Source organism: Mycoavidus cysteinexigens (assembly GCF_003966915.1).
GTDB lineage: Bacteria > Pseudomonadota > Gammaproteobacteria > Burkholderiales > Burkholderiaceae > Mycoavidus > Mycoavidus cysteinexigens.
Window position 1 is genome coordinate 1,240,777 of the sequence record NZ_AP018150.1, and the last position, 18,010, is coordinate 1,258,786.

At 49.2% G+C, this 18,010-nt stretch carries 16 protein-coding genes and 2 pseudogenes; 14 read left to right on the forward strand and 4 right to left on the reverse strand.

Annotation, left to right across the window (positions count from 1 at the left end; genetic code table 11):
* Positions 1–7: 7 nt before the first annotated feature.
* The gene (locus MCB1EB_RS05190; RefSeq protein ID WP_045362415.1) at positions 8–418 is read left to right on the forward strand and encodes a PaaI family thioesterase; all 411 of its coding nucleotides are present in this window, start codon (positions 8–10) and stop codon (positions 416–418) included.
* On the opposite strand, the gene ygfZ is transcribed toward MCB1EB_RS05190, so the two are convergent.
* A complete protein-coding gene (gene ygfZ / locus MCB1EB_RS05195) occupies positions 410–1,492 on the reverse strand; it encodes a CAF17-like 4Fe-4S cluster assembly/insertion protein YgfZ (RefSeq protein ID WP_045365633.1) in 1,083 nt (360 codons plus the stop codon). The genes MCB1EB_RS05190 and ygfZ overlap by 9 nt on opposite strands.
* 77 nt (positions 1,493–1,569) lie before the next feature.
* On the opposite strand from ygfZ, the gene mltG reads away from it, so the two are divergent.
* Genes mltG through MCB1EB_RS05220 form a run of 5 tightly spaced genes read left to right on the forward strand, consistent with a single transcriptional unit; the run spans position 1,570 to position 5,631 of the window.
* Positions 1,570–2,613, forward strand: a complete 1,044-nt coding sequence (mltG, locus tag MCB1EB_RS05200; protein ID WP_052393697.1) for an endolytic transglycosylase MltG — start codon at positions 1,570–1,572, stop codon at positions 2,611–2,613.
* Entirely contained in the window at positions 2,610–3,233 is a 624-nt protein-coding gene (gene tmk, locus MCB1EB_RS05205; RefSeq protein WP_045362412.1) for a dTMP kinase, read from the forward strand. The genes mltG and tmk overlap by 4 nt, the downstream gene beginning before the upstream one ends.
* Positions 3,230–4,276 (forward strand): DNA polymerase III subunit delta', encoded by a 1,047-nt coding sequence (locus tag MCB1EB_RS05210; protein ID WP_045362409.1) that lies wholly within the window; start codon positions 3,230–3,232, stop codon positions 4,274–4,276. Before tmk ends, MCB1EB_RS05210 begins: the two co-directional genes overlap by 4 nt.
* Positions 4,277–4,290: 14 nt before the next feature.
* On the forward strand, positions 4,291–4,806 hold the full coding sequence (locus MCB1EB_RS05215) for a GNAT family N-acetyltransferase (RefSeq protein ID WP_034956344.1): 516 nt from the start codon (positions 4,291–4,293) through the stop codon (positions 4,804–4,806).
* 24 nt (positions 4,807–4,830) lie between these two features.
* Entirely contained in the window at positions 4,831–5,631 is an 801-nt protein-coding gene (locus tag MCB1EB_RS05220) for a TatD family hydrolase (protein ID WP_045362405.1), read from the forward strand.
* 24 nt (positions 5,632–5,655) lie between these two features.
* On the opposite strand, the gene MCB1EB_RS05225 is transcribed toward MCB1EB_RS05220, so the two are convergent.
* The gene (locus MCB1EB_RS05225; protein ID WP_045362403.1) at positions 5,656–6,645 is read right to left on the reverse strand and encodes a hypothetical protein; all 990 of its coding nucleotides are present in this window, start codon (positions 6,643–6,645) and stop codon (positions 5,656–5,658) included.
* Between the two features lie 311 nt (positions 6,646–6,956).
* Here MCB1EB_RS05225 and MCB1EB_RS05230 point away from each other — a divergent pair, with 311 nt between their 5' ends.
* The 8 genes and pseudogenes from MCB1EB_RS05230 to tnpC all read left to right on the forward strand — a co-directional run.
* A complete protein-coding gene (locus MCB1EB_RS05230; RefSeq protein ID WP_026920647.1) occupies positions 6,957–7,187 on the forward strand; it encodes a DUF2970 domain-containing protein in 231 nt (76 codons plus the stop codon).
* A 127-nt stretch (positions 7,188–7,314) separates the two neighbouring features.
* A complete protein-coding gene (locus tag MCB1EB_RS05235) occupies positions 7,315–7,569 on the forward strand; it encodes an XRE family transcriptional regulator (RefSeq protein WP_052393693.1) in 255 nt (84 codons plus the stop codon).
* Positions 7,570–7,848: 279 nt separating this feature from the next.
* Entirely contained in the window at positions 7,849–8,961 is a 1,113-nt protein-coding gene (locus MCB1EB_RS05240) for a J domain-containing protein (protein ID WP_045362398.1), read from the forward strand.
* Positions 8,962–8,996: 35 nt separating this feature from the next.
* Complete coding sequence (locus MCB1EB_RS05245) at positions 8,997–9,596, forward strand: TetR/AcrR family transcriptional regulator (RefSeq protein WP_045362396.1); 600 nt, start codon at positions 8,997–8,999, stop codon at positions 9,594–9,596.
* A 105-nt stretch (positions 9,597–9,701) separates the two neighbouring features.
* Complete coding sequence (locus tag MCB1EB_RS05250) at positions 9,702–10,016, forward strand: cupin domain-containing protein (RefSeq protein WP_026920644.1); 315 nt, start codon at positions 9,702–9,704, stop codon at positions 10,014–10,016.
* A 620-nt stretch (positions 10,017–10,636) separates the two neighbouring features.
* Entirely contained in the window at positions 10,637–10,960 is a 324-nt protein-coding gene (gene tnpA / locus MCB1EB_RS05255; protein WP_052393690.1) for an IS66 family insertion sequence element accessory protein TnpA, read from the forward strand.
* 44 nt (positions 10,961–11,004) lie between these two features.
* Positions 11,005–11,172: an IS66 family insertion sequence element accessory protein TnpB gene (tnpB, locus tag MCB1EB_RS05260; RefSeq protein WP_232034160.1), complete on the forward strand. Its 168-nt coding sequence runs from the start codon at positions 11,005–11,007 to the stop codon at positions 11,170–11,172.
* A pseudogene (gene tnpC / locus MCB1EB_RS05265) lies at positions 11,130–12,053 on the forward strand (IS66 family transposase); the annotation flags it as partial. The gene tnpB and the pseudogene tnpC, both read left to right, overlap by 43 nt.
* Before the next feature lie 80 nt (positions 12,054–12,133).
* Here the strand turns inward: tnpC and MCB1EB_RS12350 are convergent.
* Together MCB1EB_RS12350 and nusG are read right to left on the reverse strand one after the other, a co-directional pair.
* Positions 12,134–12,274, reverse strand: a pseudogene (locus MCB1EB_RS12350) (ISNCY family transposase); the annotation flags it as partial.
* Between the two features lie 5,069 nt (positions 12,275–17,343).
* The gene (gene nusG / locus MCB1EB_RS05280; RefSeq protein ID WP_161566181.1) at positions 17,344–17,928 is read right to left on the reverse strand and encodes a transcription termination/antitermination protein NusG; all 585 of its coding nucleotides are present in this window, start codon (positions 17,926–17,928) and stop codon (positions 17,344–17,346) included.
* Positions 17,929–18,010 lie beyond the last annotated feature (82 nt).

An 18,010-nucleotide genomic window follows, 5' to 3' on the forward strand; every position in this document is an offset into this window, starting at 1 on the left:
GAGCGGGATGAAATCACCGGCTGAATCTCCTACCAGTCCATTTATCGACCTGCTGCGCATTCAGCAAGTCCACGCTGCAAACGGCGAGAGCGAGCTGCTTTTGCCACTTGAGCCGTTTCATCTGAATGCCTGGAAGATTGCGCATGGCGGCGTCACCATGACACTTTTGGATAGCGCCTTAGCTTTAGCTGCGCGTAGCGTCGCTCCAGCCAATACCGGCGTGGTGACAGTAGAAATGAAAACCAACTTTATGCAACCCGGGCAAGGTTGCTTGTGCGCATTCGGGCGCGTACTTCATAAGTCCAGCACAATGGTCTATTGTGAAGGCGAAGTACGCGATAATAATGGTGCTTTTGTAGCTAAAGCGTTAGGCACGTTCAAATTTTTGCGAGAACGGCCACTGGGCCGCTTAAAGTGAGCCACTAGCGGGTAGCGCATAAGGTAGCGCAAGCCATTTAAGCACTGGCCCAGCCAGTGTTTTTACATGGATTGTGCCGCCGCTTGCGGGATCAAGCATCGCGAGTTTGACTTCAACTAAGCAATCCACCCCGCCACCCGGCGCGGGTGCTGCATTCACCACCATCCCGCATGGTTGTTGTGGATCGGCGGAGTGAAATACCTCTGCGCCGGGTTCGGCCTGATCTGTATGCGCTAACATCATACGACGCTTAATCGTCCCTCGATATTGGCTGCGCGCGATAATTTCTTGACCCGGGTAGCATCCCTTACGAAAATCTACTCCGCCAATCACCTCAAAATTAACCATCTGCGGGACGAATTGATCCTGCGTGGCCTCAGTAATACGCGGCTCGCCCGCGTGTATTTCAAGCCAGTCCCAAATTGCCGGCGTAAGTGAGGCAAGGTTTGCGCTCAAGCTAGCGCGCTGCGCATTATAGATAGACTGCGGCGCAGCCCATAGGTAACGCGCGCAGTGAGTCGGTTGGGCAGAGCTCTCGGAAGAGCGGGTTTGAGCTGCAAGCGGCACATCCGACAAGCGTATGAGGGTGCCCGCTGCGCTTTCGACTTTACTGTGCGCTTGCTCTGGCAGGTTGGGAAAAAGCGGGGCCAAAAGCTTTACCGCAGCGCCGGTTAAGCCAATTAGCGTAAGGCTAGCACTCACATCACTCAACTTGACCTTGCTGCGCAAAATAAACATGGATAAGCGTTTTTGCACGGCCGCTTGCAAATCACGCGATAACATAAGCTGAATCGTTTCGGCCGCCGCCTCAGGGTTGGGTTGAGCTGCGCGCCAAACTAGGAAAGTCGCAAGCAAACGACCCTTAATTGAGCACAGCCCGGCAAATTGGGTTTTTTCCGTTACGAGTTTTGCAATGTTATTGGTCAATTGGCCATGAAGAAAAACCGCTGCATCGGGGCCTGTAGCCTGCAAAGTGGAAAATTGATCGAGTACCGTAAAAGCGCCGGCTGTAAGATCCGCAACATTTTTAAAGGACGGAGAAGGTGCTTCGCTCCAGCCAGCAGAAGTTGTCATATGCTCCATTTTTTGCCTTAAGATTACGCTAAACTTCGTTCCATCTAAACAAGCAAGTATTATATGGGCTTTTCAATATGAAGCACGAGAGGCTTGTGATTAAACAGCAAAGAAAAAAGCGCTTGCGACTTTATGCCGTAAAACTTTTGTGCGTTGTGACGACATCTGCTGTGCTGCTAGCAAGCGGTTTCTTTATCTGGGCGAACCTGCCATTACGGCTCGCCCATCATACGCTCGATGTCACCATCAAGGCCAGCAGCGGGGTGAGAAGTATAGTTGCGCAGTTGCGCAGCGAGGGCTTACCTGTGCAGGCAATGCCATTTGAAATTTTGGCGCGCCTGCTTAAAGTGACGACCCAACTGAAAGCGGGCAACTACGAGTTTAAGCAAGGCGTTACATCGTATCAAGTGCTGCAAAAGATTGCGCAAGGCGATGTCAGCCAATATGCCGCCACCGTGGTTGAAGGTTGGACCTTCGCGCAAATGCGCACTGCACTTGCGCAACATCCTGCTTTAACGCATGATGTGGCTGATCTGACCGATGCGCAATTAATGCAAGCTATTGGTGCGCGAGAAACGCAGCCTGAAGGTCTGTTCTTCCCAGACACCTATTTTTTCGAAAAAAACGCCAGCGAGCTCGGTATTTATCGCCGCGCCTATGAACTAGCGCAAGAGCGTTTAATGCTTGCTTGGACGACTCGAGCAGCCGATTTACCCTATAAAACACCTTATCAAGTATTAATTGTGGCTTCTTTAATTGAAAAAGAAACTGGCCTGCCAACTGATCGTCCTTTTATTGCGGCGGTTTTTGCCAACCGGTTACGCATCGGTATGGCATTGCAGACGGATCCAAGCATTATTTATGGATTAGCAAACGACTATACTGGCCGCCTGCGCAAAAAAGATTTAAAAATGGATGGGCCTTATAATACCTATACCCGCCCAGGTTTGCCGCCGACCCCGATTGCGTTGCCAGGCCAAGCCGCACTCGATGCTGCCACCCGGCCAGGGCTAAGCGCTGCGTTGTATTTCGTATCGCGTGGCGATGGCACGAGCGAATTCTCGAATAACTTAGCCGACCATAATCGCGCGGTCGACAAATTTATTCGAGGTATGCAATGACTGCACGCGGTAAATTCATTACCTTTGAAGGGATCGACGGAGCGGGCAAATCGACTCATCTGAGTTGGTTTCGCGCGCAGCTTGAAGCCAAATTAAAGCCTACGCAAGCGGCCGTTATAACCACGCGTGAACCAGGTGGTACGGCACTAGGCGAAGCGCTACGCGAGTTGTTGCTGCATCAGCCTATGCAGCTAGAAACGGAAGCCTTATTAATGTTTGCTGCGCGCTATGAGCATTTGGCAACCGTGATCGAGCCTGCACTTGAGCGGGGCGACTGGGTTTTGTCTGACCGTTTTACGGATGCAAGCTTTGCTTATCAAGGCGGCGGGCGAGGGCTGGCATTGCCTCGCCTGAACGCATTAGAAACTTGGGTGCAGGGTGAGTTTCAGCCGGATCTCACCGTGCTTTTTGATCTTTCCCCTGAGCTTGCCAATCAACGACGCGGCTTGGCGCGCGCGCCGGATAAATTTGAGCGCGAATCGGAGGTGTTTTTTACCCGCGTACGAGCCGAATACCTGCGCCGGGCAGCAGAAATGCCGGAGCGTTTTGTGTTGATTGATGCGGCCCAAAGCATTGCAGAGATCCAACAAAAATTAGATGAAGTAATTGTATTTTTATGACTCCAACCCTCTACCCTTGGCAACGCAAAGACTGGCAGCGGCTCTATGCGTTACGCCCCCAATGGCCGTCCGCACTTCTTTTTCACGGCCAAGCTGGCATCGGCAAAGTTAGCTTTGCGCGTTACCTTGCGCAAGGGTTGCTTTGCGAAATGCCGTTGACCGACGGCCAGCCCTGTAACGAATGCGCGGCTTGTCATTGGTTTGTCGCAGGCAATCACCCCGACTATCGTATTCTTTGCCCAGAAAATCTGGCTCCCGCGGCCAGCGATACGGCCGCAACTCAGCCCAGCCGCGAAGAGGCGCAGGAACCCGAGAAAAAAACCCGCGCCCCGAGTAAAGAAATTAAAATTGAACAGGTTAGGGCGCTCTTGGATTTTTGCGCCTTGGGTTCGCATCGCAGCGGTCGGCGTGTGATTTTACTGCACCCAGTTGAGGCGCTTAACACCGCCGCTGCCAATGCTTTATTAAAAACCCTAGAAGAACCGCCCGTCAATGTAGTTTTTCTCCTCATTTGCACCCAAATTACGCAACTCCTGCCGACCATTGTTAGCCGCTGTCGCCGTTGGCCAATGCATCTACCGGAACCCTCTCAAGCGTTAGATTGGTTACACGAACAGGGTTTAGAAGATGCCGCTAGCGCTTTAGCGCATGCGGCCGGCTCACCGCTTACGGCATTGGCTGATGCCCGCGACGAAAATGGTGCATTACGGCGTTTTGCCCTCGATCAGCTAGCCGCAGGCATTGCATGCGATCCCTTTGCCTGTGGCGCAAATTTGCATAAAGTACCGATTCCGCTCGTCCTGAGTTGGCTGCAAGCTTGGCTATATGACCTTACCGCACTGCGCTTAGCGAACCAGATCCGTTACCACCCAGCTGATCAGCAAGCCTTAGCTCGCTGCGCCCAACACCTTAATCCGCTGCGCTTAGTTCGTTATGCTCGTACGGTAAACTTGCGCCGCGTGGCTGAAAACCATCCATTGAATGCGCGTTTAGTATTTGAAGAACTGTTTTTAGAGTACCGGTCTATTTTTACAATTCATTGACATAGGCGTAGAGTATGTCTCAGTCAGTCAACTTCTATATTAGAGACGCCACACTTGACGATTTACCTGCCATAGTGGCTATCTATAATTCAACTTTGTCATCGTATCAAATCTCGGCTGACATAGAGCCAATTACTGTCGAAAGTCTCGTGACCTGGTTGAAGGAACGTGAAACAAAGGCCAGACCAGTCTGGGTAATAGTCCCTGAAAGCGCCGATGACGCTGTTTTAGGCTGGCTCAGTTTCTCAGATTTTTATGGTCGGCCAGCCTATCGCGCGACCGCAGAACTGAGTATTTATATTGAAGAAAGCTGGCGCGGACAGGGGCTTGGCAAATATCTTTTGGCTTGTGCCCTTGAATCAGCGCCAGAGCTTGGCATTAGTACTGTGCTGGGCTTTGTGTTTGCGCGCAATACACCAAGTCTAAAGCTTTTCTATAGCCTTGGCTTTTCTGACTGGGGCCTACTGCCGCGGGTCGCCAAACTGAATGAGACAGAGCATGATCTTATTATTGTTGGCCGCAGAGTTTAATCATTAATATAAACCGGAATACCTATGTTTGTTGATTCACATTGCCACCTCAACTTTAAAGGCCTAATCGAGCGGCTGCCACAATTGCTTGAAAACATGCGCACTCATTCAGTGAGCCATGCGCTTTGCGTAAGTGTTGATCTCGAAACTTTGCCAGAGGTATTGGCTGTAGCGCAAGCCCATGACAATCTATTTGCGTCAGTGGGCGTGCATCCTGACTATGAAAACGTGCAAGAGCCGAGCGTAGCGCAGCTCATTGAGCTGGCGGCGCATCCCAAAGTGGTCGCCATTGGCGAAACTGGGCTTGACTATTACCGGCTAGAAGGGCGCGCGCCGGCTGATATGGAATGGCAGCGCGCGCGGTTTCGCACACACATTCGGGCCGCGTGCGCGGTGAATAAGCCACTCATTATTCATACCCGCGCTGCAGCGGAAGACACGCTCACCTTAATGCGCGCAGAAGGCGCAGATAAAGTAGGGGGGGTGATGCATTGCTTCACCGAAAGTTGGCAAGTCGCGCAGGCGGCTATGGAACTGAATTTTTATATTTCCATATCCGGGATCGTGACTTTTAAAAATGCGCGAGATTTGCAAGAACTGGCACAAAAAGTTCCATTAGAGCGCTTACTGCTTGAGACCGATGCACCTTATTTAGCGCCTGTGCCACACCGGGGGCAGGTCAATGAGCCGGCTTTTGTCAGTCATGTTGGCCGTTTTGTTGCGCAATTGCGGGGTGAAAATGAAGAGCAAGTGGCACGCGTAACAAGTGACAATTTCTTTAGGCTTTTTAAGATTGAAGCGCCTCACGTCGCAAAAATCTGTTGAGCATCAAGCTAAGCGTTTTCGGCTTTATGCGCTTCGGGCTATTTGAACTAATTCCGCGGTTGCGGGTTGAGCTTCCTGTCCGTATTCAATAGGAACTCGAGTTGCGAATGACGCGACGGTCATTCTATGACTGTTCTTACTAATTTCCTCATCTTTATTATTCTTTAAGGCAGGATTTGGCACTTTTAATGCGTCTGCCTTGCGAAAAACAACTTTCTGGGCGGATAACTCGACGGTTGTTCGCTTATTTTGTTTTTGAGCCAAATTATTAATAACTTTTGGTTCAAAGGCTTTAGCTTGCTGTAATGTAACCGTTTTTGGGTTGTCTGTTTTATGTGAATCATTCAGTGATGACGCGCTAGTCGTCTTCGCAGCAGGCTTCATTTTATCAAGTATATAATTAACATCTTCTTGTATAAAAGATTGCATAAACTCATCGGAGAAAACAGAAGATTTCCGATTCTTTAACTTTCCGAATTCTTCTGAGAAAGACAGATAAAAATCGGTGCGCGGAATTTCTGGTAATGTGGAATTTGAAAAATTTTTATATTGATAGATTGCTGCGTTAGATTGAACTGTATTTTCATTGCTTTGTTCTTTTCTTTTTTCCTCGGCCAGCCTCATTCTTTGTTCTGGGCTATAAACATCAGTTTCTGATAATCGAGTGAAATGTACGTATCGTTGTTGCACGGCTTGACTTTTCTGAGGGCGAAGAAACTCAGCAGAGTTGTCATGCAGAGAAGTTTGGTCATGTGTAGAAGGCGGCTTCTTAGCTTCCTGTTTTTTTCCTTTGGCGGGGATTGCCTTAAATTTAGAGGATAAACTAGATTTTCCGGCTTTAGGTGTTGCGTCTAAATCTCTACCGCCTCTGCCTATATTAGTCAGTTTATTTGGAATAGAAAAAAATGGACTTTTAGATTTGGCTGGCGTAGTTTCATATTTTTTCTGAGGCAGACCCAAGGTAAATAAACTAGAAGAAGGGATAAATTCAGAAATTTTACTGAATATTTTCATGAATATTCTCCTATACGCTCTTAAAATTAAATTAGAAATTATTTTGGCTTTTAAAAAAAGAGTTTTTTCTGGAAAGCCGATGAGTGGTTATGTAAAGCGAATCCATTTTTTAAGATTTTATGTATCAAAAAATTTGAAAAATTTCTCTAATTTTGGCGCACGCATATACCCTATGCAAAACTGTCCTGGATGATGCGCCAGATTCGGTTATCAAACGCTACGCTACACTTATGAGTTTCCAAGTCACTTTACAATATAGGGCGCAGTGCCTGGCCGCTTAAAACTGTAGCTAACCGAAAATAGGGATGAGAATGAATTCTCCAGAGAAAAAAACGCTTGATCGCAAGACATCTTTTGGCGCAACCAGCAAAGCTATATTCTGGTCTTTTATGGGCATCCGCAAAAGCCGCGACTCCAAGCAAGATGCTGAACGTCTCAACCCGTTTCATGTATTGATTGCAGCTTTGATCGGGGCAGCGCTCTTTATCACAGCGTTGATCATGGTTGCTAAGCTCGCCATTAAAATTGTGAGCGCGCATTGAACGTTTTTTGCAATGTGCCTATGTCTTCAACGAACCCCTCGCAGTGATCGGAATATTAGAGCTTGCTTATTTTGATATTTTCGTCAAAAATATGTACTAATAGCCTATTTTTTGATATAAATATCAAATGAAAACTCTTCAAGAACTCGGAGAAGCTGTCTCTGCACGCCGCAGGGCCCTTGGCCTCAAGCAAGGTATGGTGGCTATGCAGTCCGGTATCGCCCAAGAATCTCTTTCACGTTTTGAACGCGGGCATGCCCCCGAATTTGGTTCGCGTAAATTGCTGGCTGTACTCGCTGTACTTGGCATGGAACTCTACTTTATTAAAACGGTGCCTGGGGGCTCTCTTGATGAATTGCGCAGAGAACGTGGTGGCTTATGATGCTCTCAATTTATGTCCGCGGCTGCGCAGTTGCTACTTTAGAAGCGGTTGGAGACTTTAAAAGTATACTGACTTATCAAGCCAGTGCGGCGCCGGATAACTTCGTGTGCAATATGCTTTGCCGTGCACTGGGGCGCCATAAGAAATACAGATAGCATAGGACAAATAGGGCTTTCAAGTTAGCTTTCTTATTGTAGCTTTGCTCCAACTAAGTCAAATATTCAGGTTAAAATCTATGCAATCATTAATTTTCTCCTGCTTTTAGCAAAAAACTGGCTTATGATCGAGACAAACAGTTGGTCTGTTAATATTTCACCGAATCAAAACAACTCCGCTCTGTCGAAAGAACAAAAGGCGTTCAATTCTCTGATTAAACAGATTGATAAGCGACGCAAGCGGCTTGGCACTTGGGAAACCGTGACGTCCGCGTTCCAACAACAGTACGTTAATGAGCTCCTACCTCTTGAGCAGGCCTCGACCGCTTTACAAATTCAGATGGTATATTGCCTTGATCGTGCCTATAGCCAAAAGGAACTTACCCAAGCAGAACGTCGCAAGACCGCTGCCGTAATCGTTGATCGGGTGCGTGATCTGATCGACGAAGAGGAGAGCTTGAAAACGATTTACAACAAATACAACCCGATCGACTACGACAGTGAAACCGCTAACGAAGTCGACGATATGAGGTCGATATTGGAGGCTATGCTCGGTGTCGATCTAGGCGATGATTTAGACATAAACTCGCCGGAAGATTTGTTGCAATATGCTCAGGCGCATATTGAGCAAGAACAAGTGAAAGCGGAAGCCAAAACTACAGCGCGGGAAGCACGCCGGGCGGCAAGAAAAAAATCGCCCAAACAACTTGCGGCAGAAGCTCGTGCACAAGAAGAACAGGCGCAGGTCAGCCTTTCTATCCGTGAAATCTATCGCAAACTAGCCAGTACTCTACACCCCGATCGCGAAGTTGATCCGCGAGAACGTGATCGAAAAACCAAGCTGATGCAACGCGTCAATGCTGCTTATGCCAAGAATAATTTATTGCAGTTGTTGGAGCTGCAATTGGAGCTGGAGCATATTGATCAGCATTCGATCAACGGCATCAGCGAAAACCGGCTGAAACACTACAACAAGGTTTTGAAAGAGCAAGTTCGAGAACTAGACCAAGAAATCCTGCATGTCGAAACCACATTTCGGCATACTTATGGAATCAGGCCTTTCGAGGGACTGTCTCCAGATATTGTTTTACGAGATCTTGCCATTGAAATCAAAAATTTCCGGCAAAACATCCGAGCCCTTGAGCATGATCTTGCTGCGTTCGAAGATATTAAGAATCTGAAGGGCTGGCTCAAGACCTTCAAGCTTGTGCCGGCTAGATCTGTATCATTCGCATAGAGGAATAAAATTTCATACAATGAGTCGAGTGATCAATGAAAAAAACAGATAAAACGGTTGGCTCTCGCAAGGAAGTATTGACCAGCTTAGCGGTAGACATGATGCAGACACATGGCTTTTCAGCGTTGAGCTTGCGAGAACTCGCACAGGCCGCTTGCATACAAGCAGCAAGTCTTTATAGCCATTTCGATTCGAAGAATGCAGTCGCCCTTCAAGCAATGGCTTTGTATTCTCAGCTGGAACGAGAGGACCTGGCAGAAATCGATCAGGCACCGGCAGGAAATGTTCGGCTTCACCGCTACGTTCAGATGTTCAGTAATAATACATTGAAAGACGAACGCCGCCTCTGTCTCGGACTCATGTTGGCGGTCGAGCGCAACTCACTACCTGAAGAGGTAATGCAAGAAATTCGTCTATTCACCACACAGAACATGGATTGGTTAGCCGCCGCATGGGAGCTTGGGCGATCCGATAAGAGTATTGTGTCGACACTTACCGGCGTCGCTGCCGCACCGATTATCTTTGGAGCGGCAGAAGGCATTATGGCGTTCTCACTGCTGCAAACTGACCCGCCATCAATCTTCGAAGAACATCTCTTGCGCTTGCTTAGCGCACTCGGAGTGCAATCAGAGTAGGGAATGTCGAAAAAGCGTAAACGCAACTAATTACTTGACATGATTTGAAACTTAAGGCAACCTAACGTTCGTTAGCTTTTCGTCTAATAACTTTAAGGAAAAATCATGCTTTTAGAAAGAGAGGTTGCGCGGCAATGGAATAAAACAGATATTGACGGGATGCTCATTTCAAATGTGTGGGATGAAAATGGCGATGGCAGTTATTTTGTGCGCTTTGAGGCCGGCGCACGTTTTCCGATGCACGATCACAATGGATGGGAACAAATCTTCATGATCGAAGGAATCGTAAAATTTGGCGAAGTGGAATTGCATGCTGGTGATTGTCTGCTGCTAAACAAAGGTGAGCAGCATGCGGCTCTGGCACTGACCGATGCGACGTTCTTTGTTGCTCATCGTGGTGGCATTGAGATGATCAATTAAAGATCGTTGACCCTAGCTGTTAGAAGGTCATTGAATGGAATTCAATCCGGATTGAGGAGGGGCAGGGAGGAGAGCAAAGAAGAGGTGCGCGCTAAGTATTTCGAAGAGAATGTAAGTCTTGCAAACCGAACCCTCTAAGAAAGAAAGGCCAAAGCACCCATAACTCAGCAGTTCACCCATTGCATGTAGTGTGAAACCAAAAAAACTATCCAGTGGAATTATTACCACCGCTGCCAAGCCGTCAAATACATGATGGCGACTATACGTAGATCGTCGCAAACTGCGGTCGGCGTAGAGTCTACAATAGAGATCCCTGATATGAAGCGCATTGCCCTGTCTGCTTTCGATCAAGCCATAGTGTGCCGACGTTCGATTATCGAGACAGGCTGAAAGCAACCCCAGCAAGATAAGTCACATAAAATTTAACGAGAAGCGAACAGGAAAGCCGGATGCGGGAAAACCGCTTGTCCGGTTTGATGTGGCGGGGGCTGGAAACGTAGCAATGGGGGGCCATTGCGAAAGATCTGCCGAGGGCTTAGGCCCAACGTAAGCGTCCGTGTGCCCCACGTTGATCCTAGCCGTAGCCTGGTGCAATCTTGCCAAATTTAAGGGAAGAAAGCATGAGAGCAGAGGCAAGATTGCAAAGGCGCGAGCATTGGGCAAGCCATGTTTCGAATTGGAAAAGGAGTGTTCAAACGCAGGCTGCGTATTGCGCGGTTCATGGACTGAAGCTGAATACCTTCAAAGATTGGGTGGTCAAGTTACGCAAGGATGGGGGTTTGCCCACTAAGCCCCCGCAAGGATTAAGCTGGGTGTCAGTCAAAGTGCAAACAGATGAAGCGTCGCCAAAGTTGACCGTGTGGGAAGCCAGCAGATGGCAACTGGAATTGCCCCAGAAGGTTTGCCCGCATTGGTTAGGGCAGTTGTTGCGAGAGCTGGGGTGATGCTGAAACCTTGCCAGGTATGGCTAGCGGTAGAGCCAGTGGATATGCGTCTGGGGATAGACGGGTTATCGCAACGTGCCCAACAAGCGCTAGGGAAAAAGCAGTGTAATGGAACCGCTTACGCCTTTCATAATCGGCGTGGTACGCGCTTAAAGCTGTTGGTCTGGGATGGAGGCTCAAAGCTATTGCAGAACGGCAAGGGGTCCATTTAGCGCGCTCAAGTCTGGCGTAATGGATAGGACAGACTGGTGCTGCTTTACAGCCGCTAGCGGAACGCCTGGCGGATTTATTGCGAGCGCGTCCCGTTTTACACGCAGATGAAACCCCTGTAGCTCAACTTGATCCAGGCAAAGGCAAAACGAAACGCGCCTATCTGTGGGCTTACCGCGGCAATAATCTGGACGCTGGGCCACCCATTGCGGTGTTTGATTATCAATTGAGTCGTTCAGGCAGTCATGCACAGACCTTCTTGCAAGAGTGGCAAGGCGATCTGGTTGTGGATGATTTTAAAGGGTATAAATCCTTATTTAGCAAAGGCATCGCCGAAGTGGGGTGTATGGCCCATGCGCGACGAAAATTTTTTGACCTCTATGCTGCCAATCAATCTCCTCTTGCCCAGCAGGCTCTGGAAATGATTGGGGAGCTTTATGAAATTGAAAAACGGGCGCGAGCCAGTCCAGGTGAATGCGAAGCCTTACGGCGAAAAGAAACGATTCCAAAACTCCAGACCTGCCATCAGTGGCTATTGGAGACTCGCGTCACGGTAGCGGATAACAGCGCGCTGGCGCGGGCGATCGACTACAGTTTAAGACGCTGGCAGGCGCTATCACGCTTTGCCCATTCGGCCAACCTGCCCATAGACAATAACGCCATAGAGAATATCATCCGTCCCATTGCCGTGGGCCGCAAGAATTGGCTCTTTATAGGCTCTGAACGTGCGGGTCGGCGCGCCGCTGCGATTCAAAGTCTGTTTGCCACAGCCAAGCTCAATGGGCTTGATCCCGCTGCATGGCTCAAAGACACTTTGGAAAAATTACCTGCTTGGCCTCATCGGCGAATCGACGAATTGCTCCCTTTACCGCCTCCTTTATAACCTGTCAACAGTGGTCCGGCTGACCGCTTACGATCATATTGCACTGTTAGCGAGTGCGTCACACAACGCGACTGACGTCATGTCAAAATCTTATCGAGATCTTCATCTTTGCGCAGTGGCCGATGAGCATTGAAATTATTTTTAGGCGGCTTGGCGAAGCGCGCATTAAAGTCGGCAATAAAATGCGGTACAAAAGCATTGGCTGCTTCCATGGTGTTTAGCCATCATGCACCTCAGATCAGCGACATAAGCCGCTTAGCATAAGGTGGCTGATTAGAAATAGGACATTTCTATCTGGCTAAAGTGAGACATTACTATCTAGCTGCTACATTCAAACTGTCCAGAATATGGATTATGTTAAGTTGATTGCCTGTAAATGCAGGAAAACCCCTGCATCCAGTTGATCGCTTGACCCCCTTATCAAAAAGAATACTCTTCTTCCTCTTCGGAAAAATCTTCTTCATCAGACTCTTCCAGATCAGATAGTAAAGTCCCATCGTCGGCGCCCCGTTGCTTCAACAGCGCTCTATTCGTATCGCTTAAGCCTTCCACGCCTTCTATTAATGCGCCCTTCACTGTCAATCCAGAATGCGGGGACATCCAGCTCAGGCGAACCCGCACTTCAGCTCCCTCTGCTATCTCCCACTGACGAACGCACTTATCACTACTGCCTGTCAACAGATAGGAGCCCTCTGGCGTCGCTTTCCAGGCTACGCTAGTGACACTCCCAGCAAAATCTTGAATCATTCTTAGACATTCACCCGAAGCGACCTCCCACAGACGTACCGTCTTGTCAGAACTCCCCGATGCGATCTGCGAACCGCTCGGCGAATACGCCACGCTCAAAACAGAGTCGGTATGTCCTTCTAAGGTGTGACCCGCCGCTCCGCTGCGCACGTCCCACAGACGAATCGTATCGTCAGAACTCCCCGAGGCCAGCTGCAAACCGCTCGACGAATACACCACGCTCAAAACAGCCTCGGTATGGCCCGTCAAGGTGAGGCCGGGCGCGCCGCTTTGCGCGTCCCACAGACGTACCGTCTTGTCTCTACTCCCCGAGGCCAGCTGCAAACCGCTCGACGAATACGCCACGCTCAAAACAGCCTCGGTATGGCCCGTCAAGGTGAGGCCGGGCGCGCCGCTTTGCGCGTCCCACAGACGTACCGTCTTGTCCCAACTCCCCGAGGCAATCTGCGCTCCGCTCGGCGAATACACCACGCTCCAAACAGTGTCTGTATGTCCTTCTAAGGTGTGCCCCGCCGCGCCGCTTTCCGCGTCCCACAGACGCACCGTCTTGTCAGAACTCCCCGAGGCGATCTGCGTTCCGCTGGGCGAATACACCACGCTCCAAACAGTGTCTGTATGTCCTTCTAAGGTGTGCCCAGACGCGTCGCTTTGCGCATCCCACAGACGTACCGTCTTGTCTCTACTCCCCGAGGCGATCTGCGTTCCGCTGGGCGAATACACCACGCTCATAACAGTGGAGGTATGTCCGCATAAGGTGTGCCCAGCCGCTCTGCTCTGCGCGTCCCACAGACGCACAGTCTTGTCCTGACTCCCCGAGGCGATCTGCGAACCGCTCGGCGAATACACCACGCTCTTAACAATGGCGGTATGTCCTTCTAAGGTGTGCACAGCCGTGCCGCTTTCCGCGTCCCACAGACGCACCATATTGTCCCAACTCCCCGAGGCGATCTGCGAACCGCTCGGCGAATACACCACGCTATTAACAGCGGAGGTATGTCCTTTTAAGGTGTGCCCAGCCGTGCCGCTTTCCGCGTCCCACAGACGCACCATATTGTCCCAACTCCCCGAGGCGATCTGCGAACCGCTCGGCGAATACGCCACGCTATTAACAGCGGAGGTATGTCCTTTTAAGGTGTGCCCAGCCGCTCCGCTGTACGCGTCCCACAGACGCACCGTATTGTCCTCACTCCCCGAGGCGATCTGCGAACCGCTCGGCGAATACACCACGCTCACAACAGCGGAGGTATGTCCTTCTAAGGTGTGCACAGCCGCTCCGCTGTGCGCGTCCCACAGACGCACCGTATTGTCCTGACTCCCCGAGGCAATCTGCGATCCGCTCGGCGAATACACCACGCTATAAACAGAGTCGGTGTGTCCTTCTAAGGTGTGTCCAGCCGCGCCGCTGTGCGCATCCCACAGACGCACCGTAGTGTCATCACTCCCCGAGGCGATTTGCAAACCGCTCGGCGAATACACCACGCTAGTAACATGGAGGGTATGTCCTTCTAAAGTGTAGGATTTTTCCCAATTCGAAGTCGAATAGAGGCTGATCGTGCCGTTCCAAAGCCCTACCGCACAGTTTTCCCCATCCGGGGAATACGCGCAGGAATACACCTCGCTTTCCTCTTGGAGATAAGCCCATTCGCCAAACCGCACCCCAGCCATCTTGGCTGCGCTTAAATCCGCATGGCGAAGCCAACTATTACGAAAATTGACCTGGCTTAAATCCGCCCCTTGCAACTGCGCTGAATCGAATACCCCAAAGCTCAGATCTGCACCGGGTATCTGGATTCCTTTTAAATCCGCTTCATAGAACTGCACCCCAGCTTTAATCAGGATCGTGATCGCGTTCGCCGCAGCCATGCTCACGCTATTCTGGCTCGTTGACGCTTTGATCCACGCCAACAGCGGTTTCAGCAGCCCTCCATTGTGTTGAACTCGCTCGACCAAAAAGCGCTGGATCGCTAAATCCTCCACAACATTGAAGGTATTCAATAAGGCCGCAGCATCCACTTCAACAGGAGGGCTGAGCGCTTCCCATAACACCCGCACCTTTCCTACCCAGTTTAACGGGGTAGAATGATCCGATGCCGCCAATTCCGTGAAGTTTTCCAGCTCTTCCCACACCGCGCGCGCCACTAAATAATCCTGGATCGATTTATGAATAAACCGATATTGCTGCTGCTGGCGAGTCAGTAACGCGCTAAAACGCAGTAGATTCTTTTCTTCATCCTTATTGCTCAGAAAGGTCTCATATCGCTTACCCTGCGGCATATTTAGGCGAGCGATCGGGGAATATTCCGCTACGGTTGTTTTAGCCGATGACATCTTCAGCGCAAACTGTGTATTAAATGTTTGGCTATGCTCAATAAAGCCTTCGTCTTTTAAACTGCGCAAAACCTTTTGCTCTGCATCCGTCAATTTAGACTGAATCGCATCTAAACGCGCTAACGAACGCTCAAACCACGTCTGCACAAACTGCTCGTAGAGTTTGATTCGGGTTAACGCCAGGTGACCGAGCCGAGTTTCGTTTAATGTAGGCAACACGCTTAAAGCCATTTTAAGCAAAAAAGGCGTACCCAATAGTTCTTTGACATTTGGAATACGCGCTAACGTGTCTTGATAGTCTTCAGCGCTCCACTGAGCCTGGGTATATTCAACATACTGATGAATATACGCCTCGATCGACTGTTCCGAGAATGGTGCAAGCTGATACTCCAGCAGCACACGTGAACGTCCTCGCGGCTGCAGATGGTTTTTGTAGCCCTCCGTTAAATACTCGGGCCGGCAACTCAGTAGGATTTTTGCTTGCCATTGGTCAAGTTTTTCATCCGCATAGAGATTTCGTTGTTCCGCAGGAATCTCATCGTAGCCATCTAAGATTAAAATAAAGCGCTGGCTTGCTCGCAACGCGTCGATCTGCTCTGGCGAGAAACCGCATTTATCCGATAAATATTGGCCGATCAAGTTCTTGTTGGGCCTGTCTATCGTCGGTAAAGAGATGTATAGGGGGATCGGTCGCTCTCCCGAAGCCGCACTATAGTCTCGCCATAAGCGACGCGCTAAGTGCCGATTAAAAGTCGATTTACCTAAACCCGCTTCGCCCCGTAGTAGGAGTACCTGGGTTTTCTGGCTAGAATCCTGGGCTTGAGTCAAAAAGGCGGTTACCGCTTCGTCTAAATCAAAAAGAGTCTTTTTGTCTGTGACAGTTGTAGCCTGCGGGGCCACATACATCGCTAGGCCATCCTGAATCTCCCCCGGCTCTTCCCACGCGGTGAAATATTCTGCCTCGATATTGCGGCCTAGGATGGCCAGCGGTTCTTTCTTCGAGCGTAGTTCTAGCGCTTGCTGTTCTTTAAACCGATCTAGATAGGCGGTTTTTAATTCTCCAACGGACGTATGGATTTCTTGGATGTGCGGCAGAAGTTCTCTATTCGGTGAGTAGTAATGCACGTTGACCGTATTATTCTTGCCATGGACTGGCGCATTAATCGTGCCATGGCAGCTTTGTACTAGCGTCTCCACCCCAATATAATCGGTACCGGCTGAATCGGTTAATATCGGTTTAAAAGAGAAGGTTTGGGCTTCAGCTGAACTCTCCTGGAAGGCTTCGAGCTTTGTATTGGGATAGCTGAATAAAGAAGCATCCACCCCGGCAAGTCGTTCAATGGCAACGGGAGGGTTTTTCTTATTTAAATGCAAACTACTTGACCCCCTCTCAACCGGTCGCTTTTTAGAAAAGCCAGCGTTATTGAGTCTATATCGCTCAAAAAGTTGCTGTCTCTTTTGTTCTAGCGTCTCTGCTTCGGTCCTGCGCCCTTGTTCATTTAACAATAAGCCGTAACTTAAATAAATAGACTCAATTATTTTTCCCGACTGAGGGACAAGAGACAATTTTTCTGCTTCTTCTTCAAAAAGCTTTTGAGCCGCCTGATAGAGCTTTTCTGCTGCGTCAACCTGACCGATTTTTGTATACTCATCCGTTAAAGTTTTATACAGTTCGACTTGCTCAAGTATCTGCTGCGGAGTTTGCAAGGGAAGCTGTCCCTGGGCAACAGGATGGGATCTCGACAACATGCCATTGATCGGTGTAAGCATTGGGTTCCTTGCGCCAGCACTTTCTCACTCCCGTTGAGTTCAATGAACGAACGACGTAGAAAAGCCGAATTTTTTAAGATTTTTAACAATAGGTGAAGTCTGAAAATAAGGGAGTACGCGCATATTTTATGTACTCCGCTCAAAGACCGCATCGTCTTCATCCACAATTTTTCCGAATTGTACCGATGGACAAATGATTTTTGCAAAAAATCCTGTCATGGGGTGGAATGCCTATTTTGTGGGACGCACAGGCAATCAGTTCGATAAATCATTGAAATACGGAAGATCTTCAAAAAAAACATGGATCGCCAAGTCATCCGAAAAGGAACGGTTTCGGTCATGCCTATTCATGGGTGTTATTGCTGGAAATTGTTCTGCAACAACCCTTATGCTGGTTAACCGTTCCACTGCACCTTAAGCCCCAAATTCTGCGTCTGCCCCAAGATTAGCTCTGGGAAAGCTTTTCCACATCCTTGAAATGGACTTCGGTCGACATCGTCTGACCTTCAAACGTGAAGGAGACTCTTACGTGAAAACGTTCGGAATTAATTTCTTCAATAGACCCGCTTAAGGGAGCAAAAAGCCCTCTTATAATGCGTACTGTTTCTCCCACATTAAAACGGATTGATTCAGAGGGAGGGCCGTCAGCCCGCATCAGGGATAAAATTTTATCTACCTCATCCTGAGAAATGGGCCGGAGTGGAGAACCTTTTAGATGGCCGTCACCCACTCCCTGCACCTCGACCGTTTTTTGTACCATAGCCGAGGTTATATCGTTCATTTCCATTTCAATGAACACATAGCCGCGACAAAATATTTTTTCGGTAATGTTTTTACGGCCATGTTTAATTTCTCTAACTTTATGAGTAGGCACCAAAACAGAGCCAAATTTTTCCAGACAACCGGATTGCATAATGAATTCTCGTAAGAGATTGAGCGCTTTCAATTCACTTTTGAGACGAACTCGCATGAGATACCAATCTTTCTTTACAGAAGGGGATTGACTTACGCGTGGCGACATAGTGCTCATAGTGCCTCTCATCAATTGACTAAAAAATAATTATTAAAATAGGCGTGCAGCCGTCCCACATTAATGGGCCACCTCACGCTAC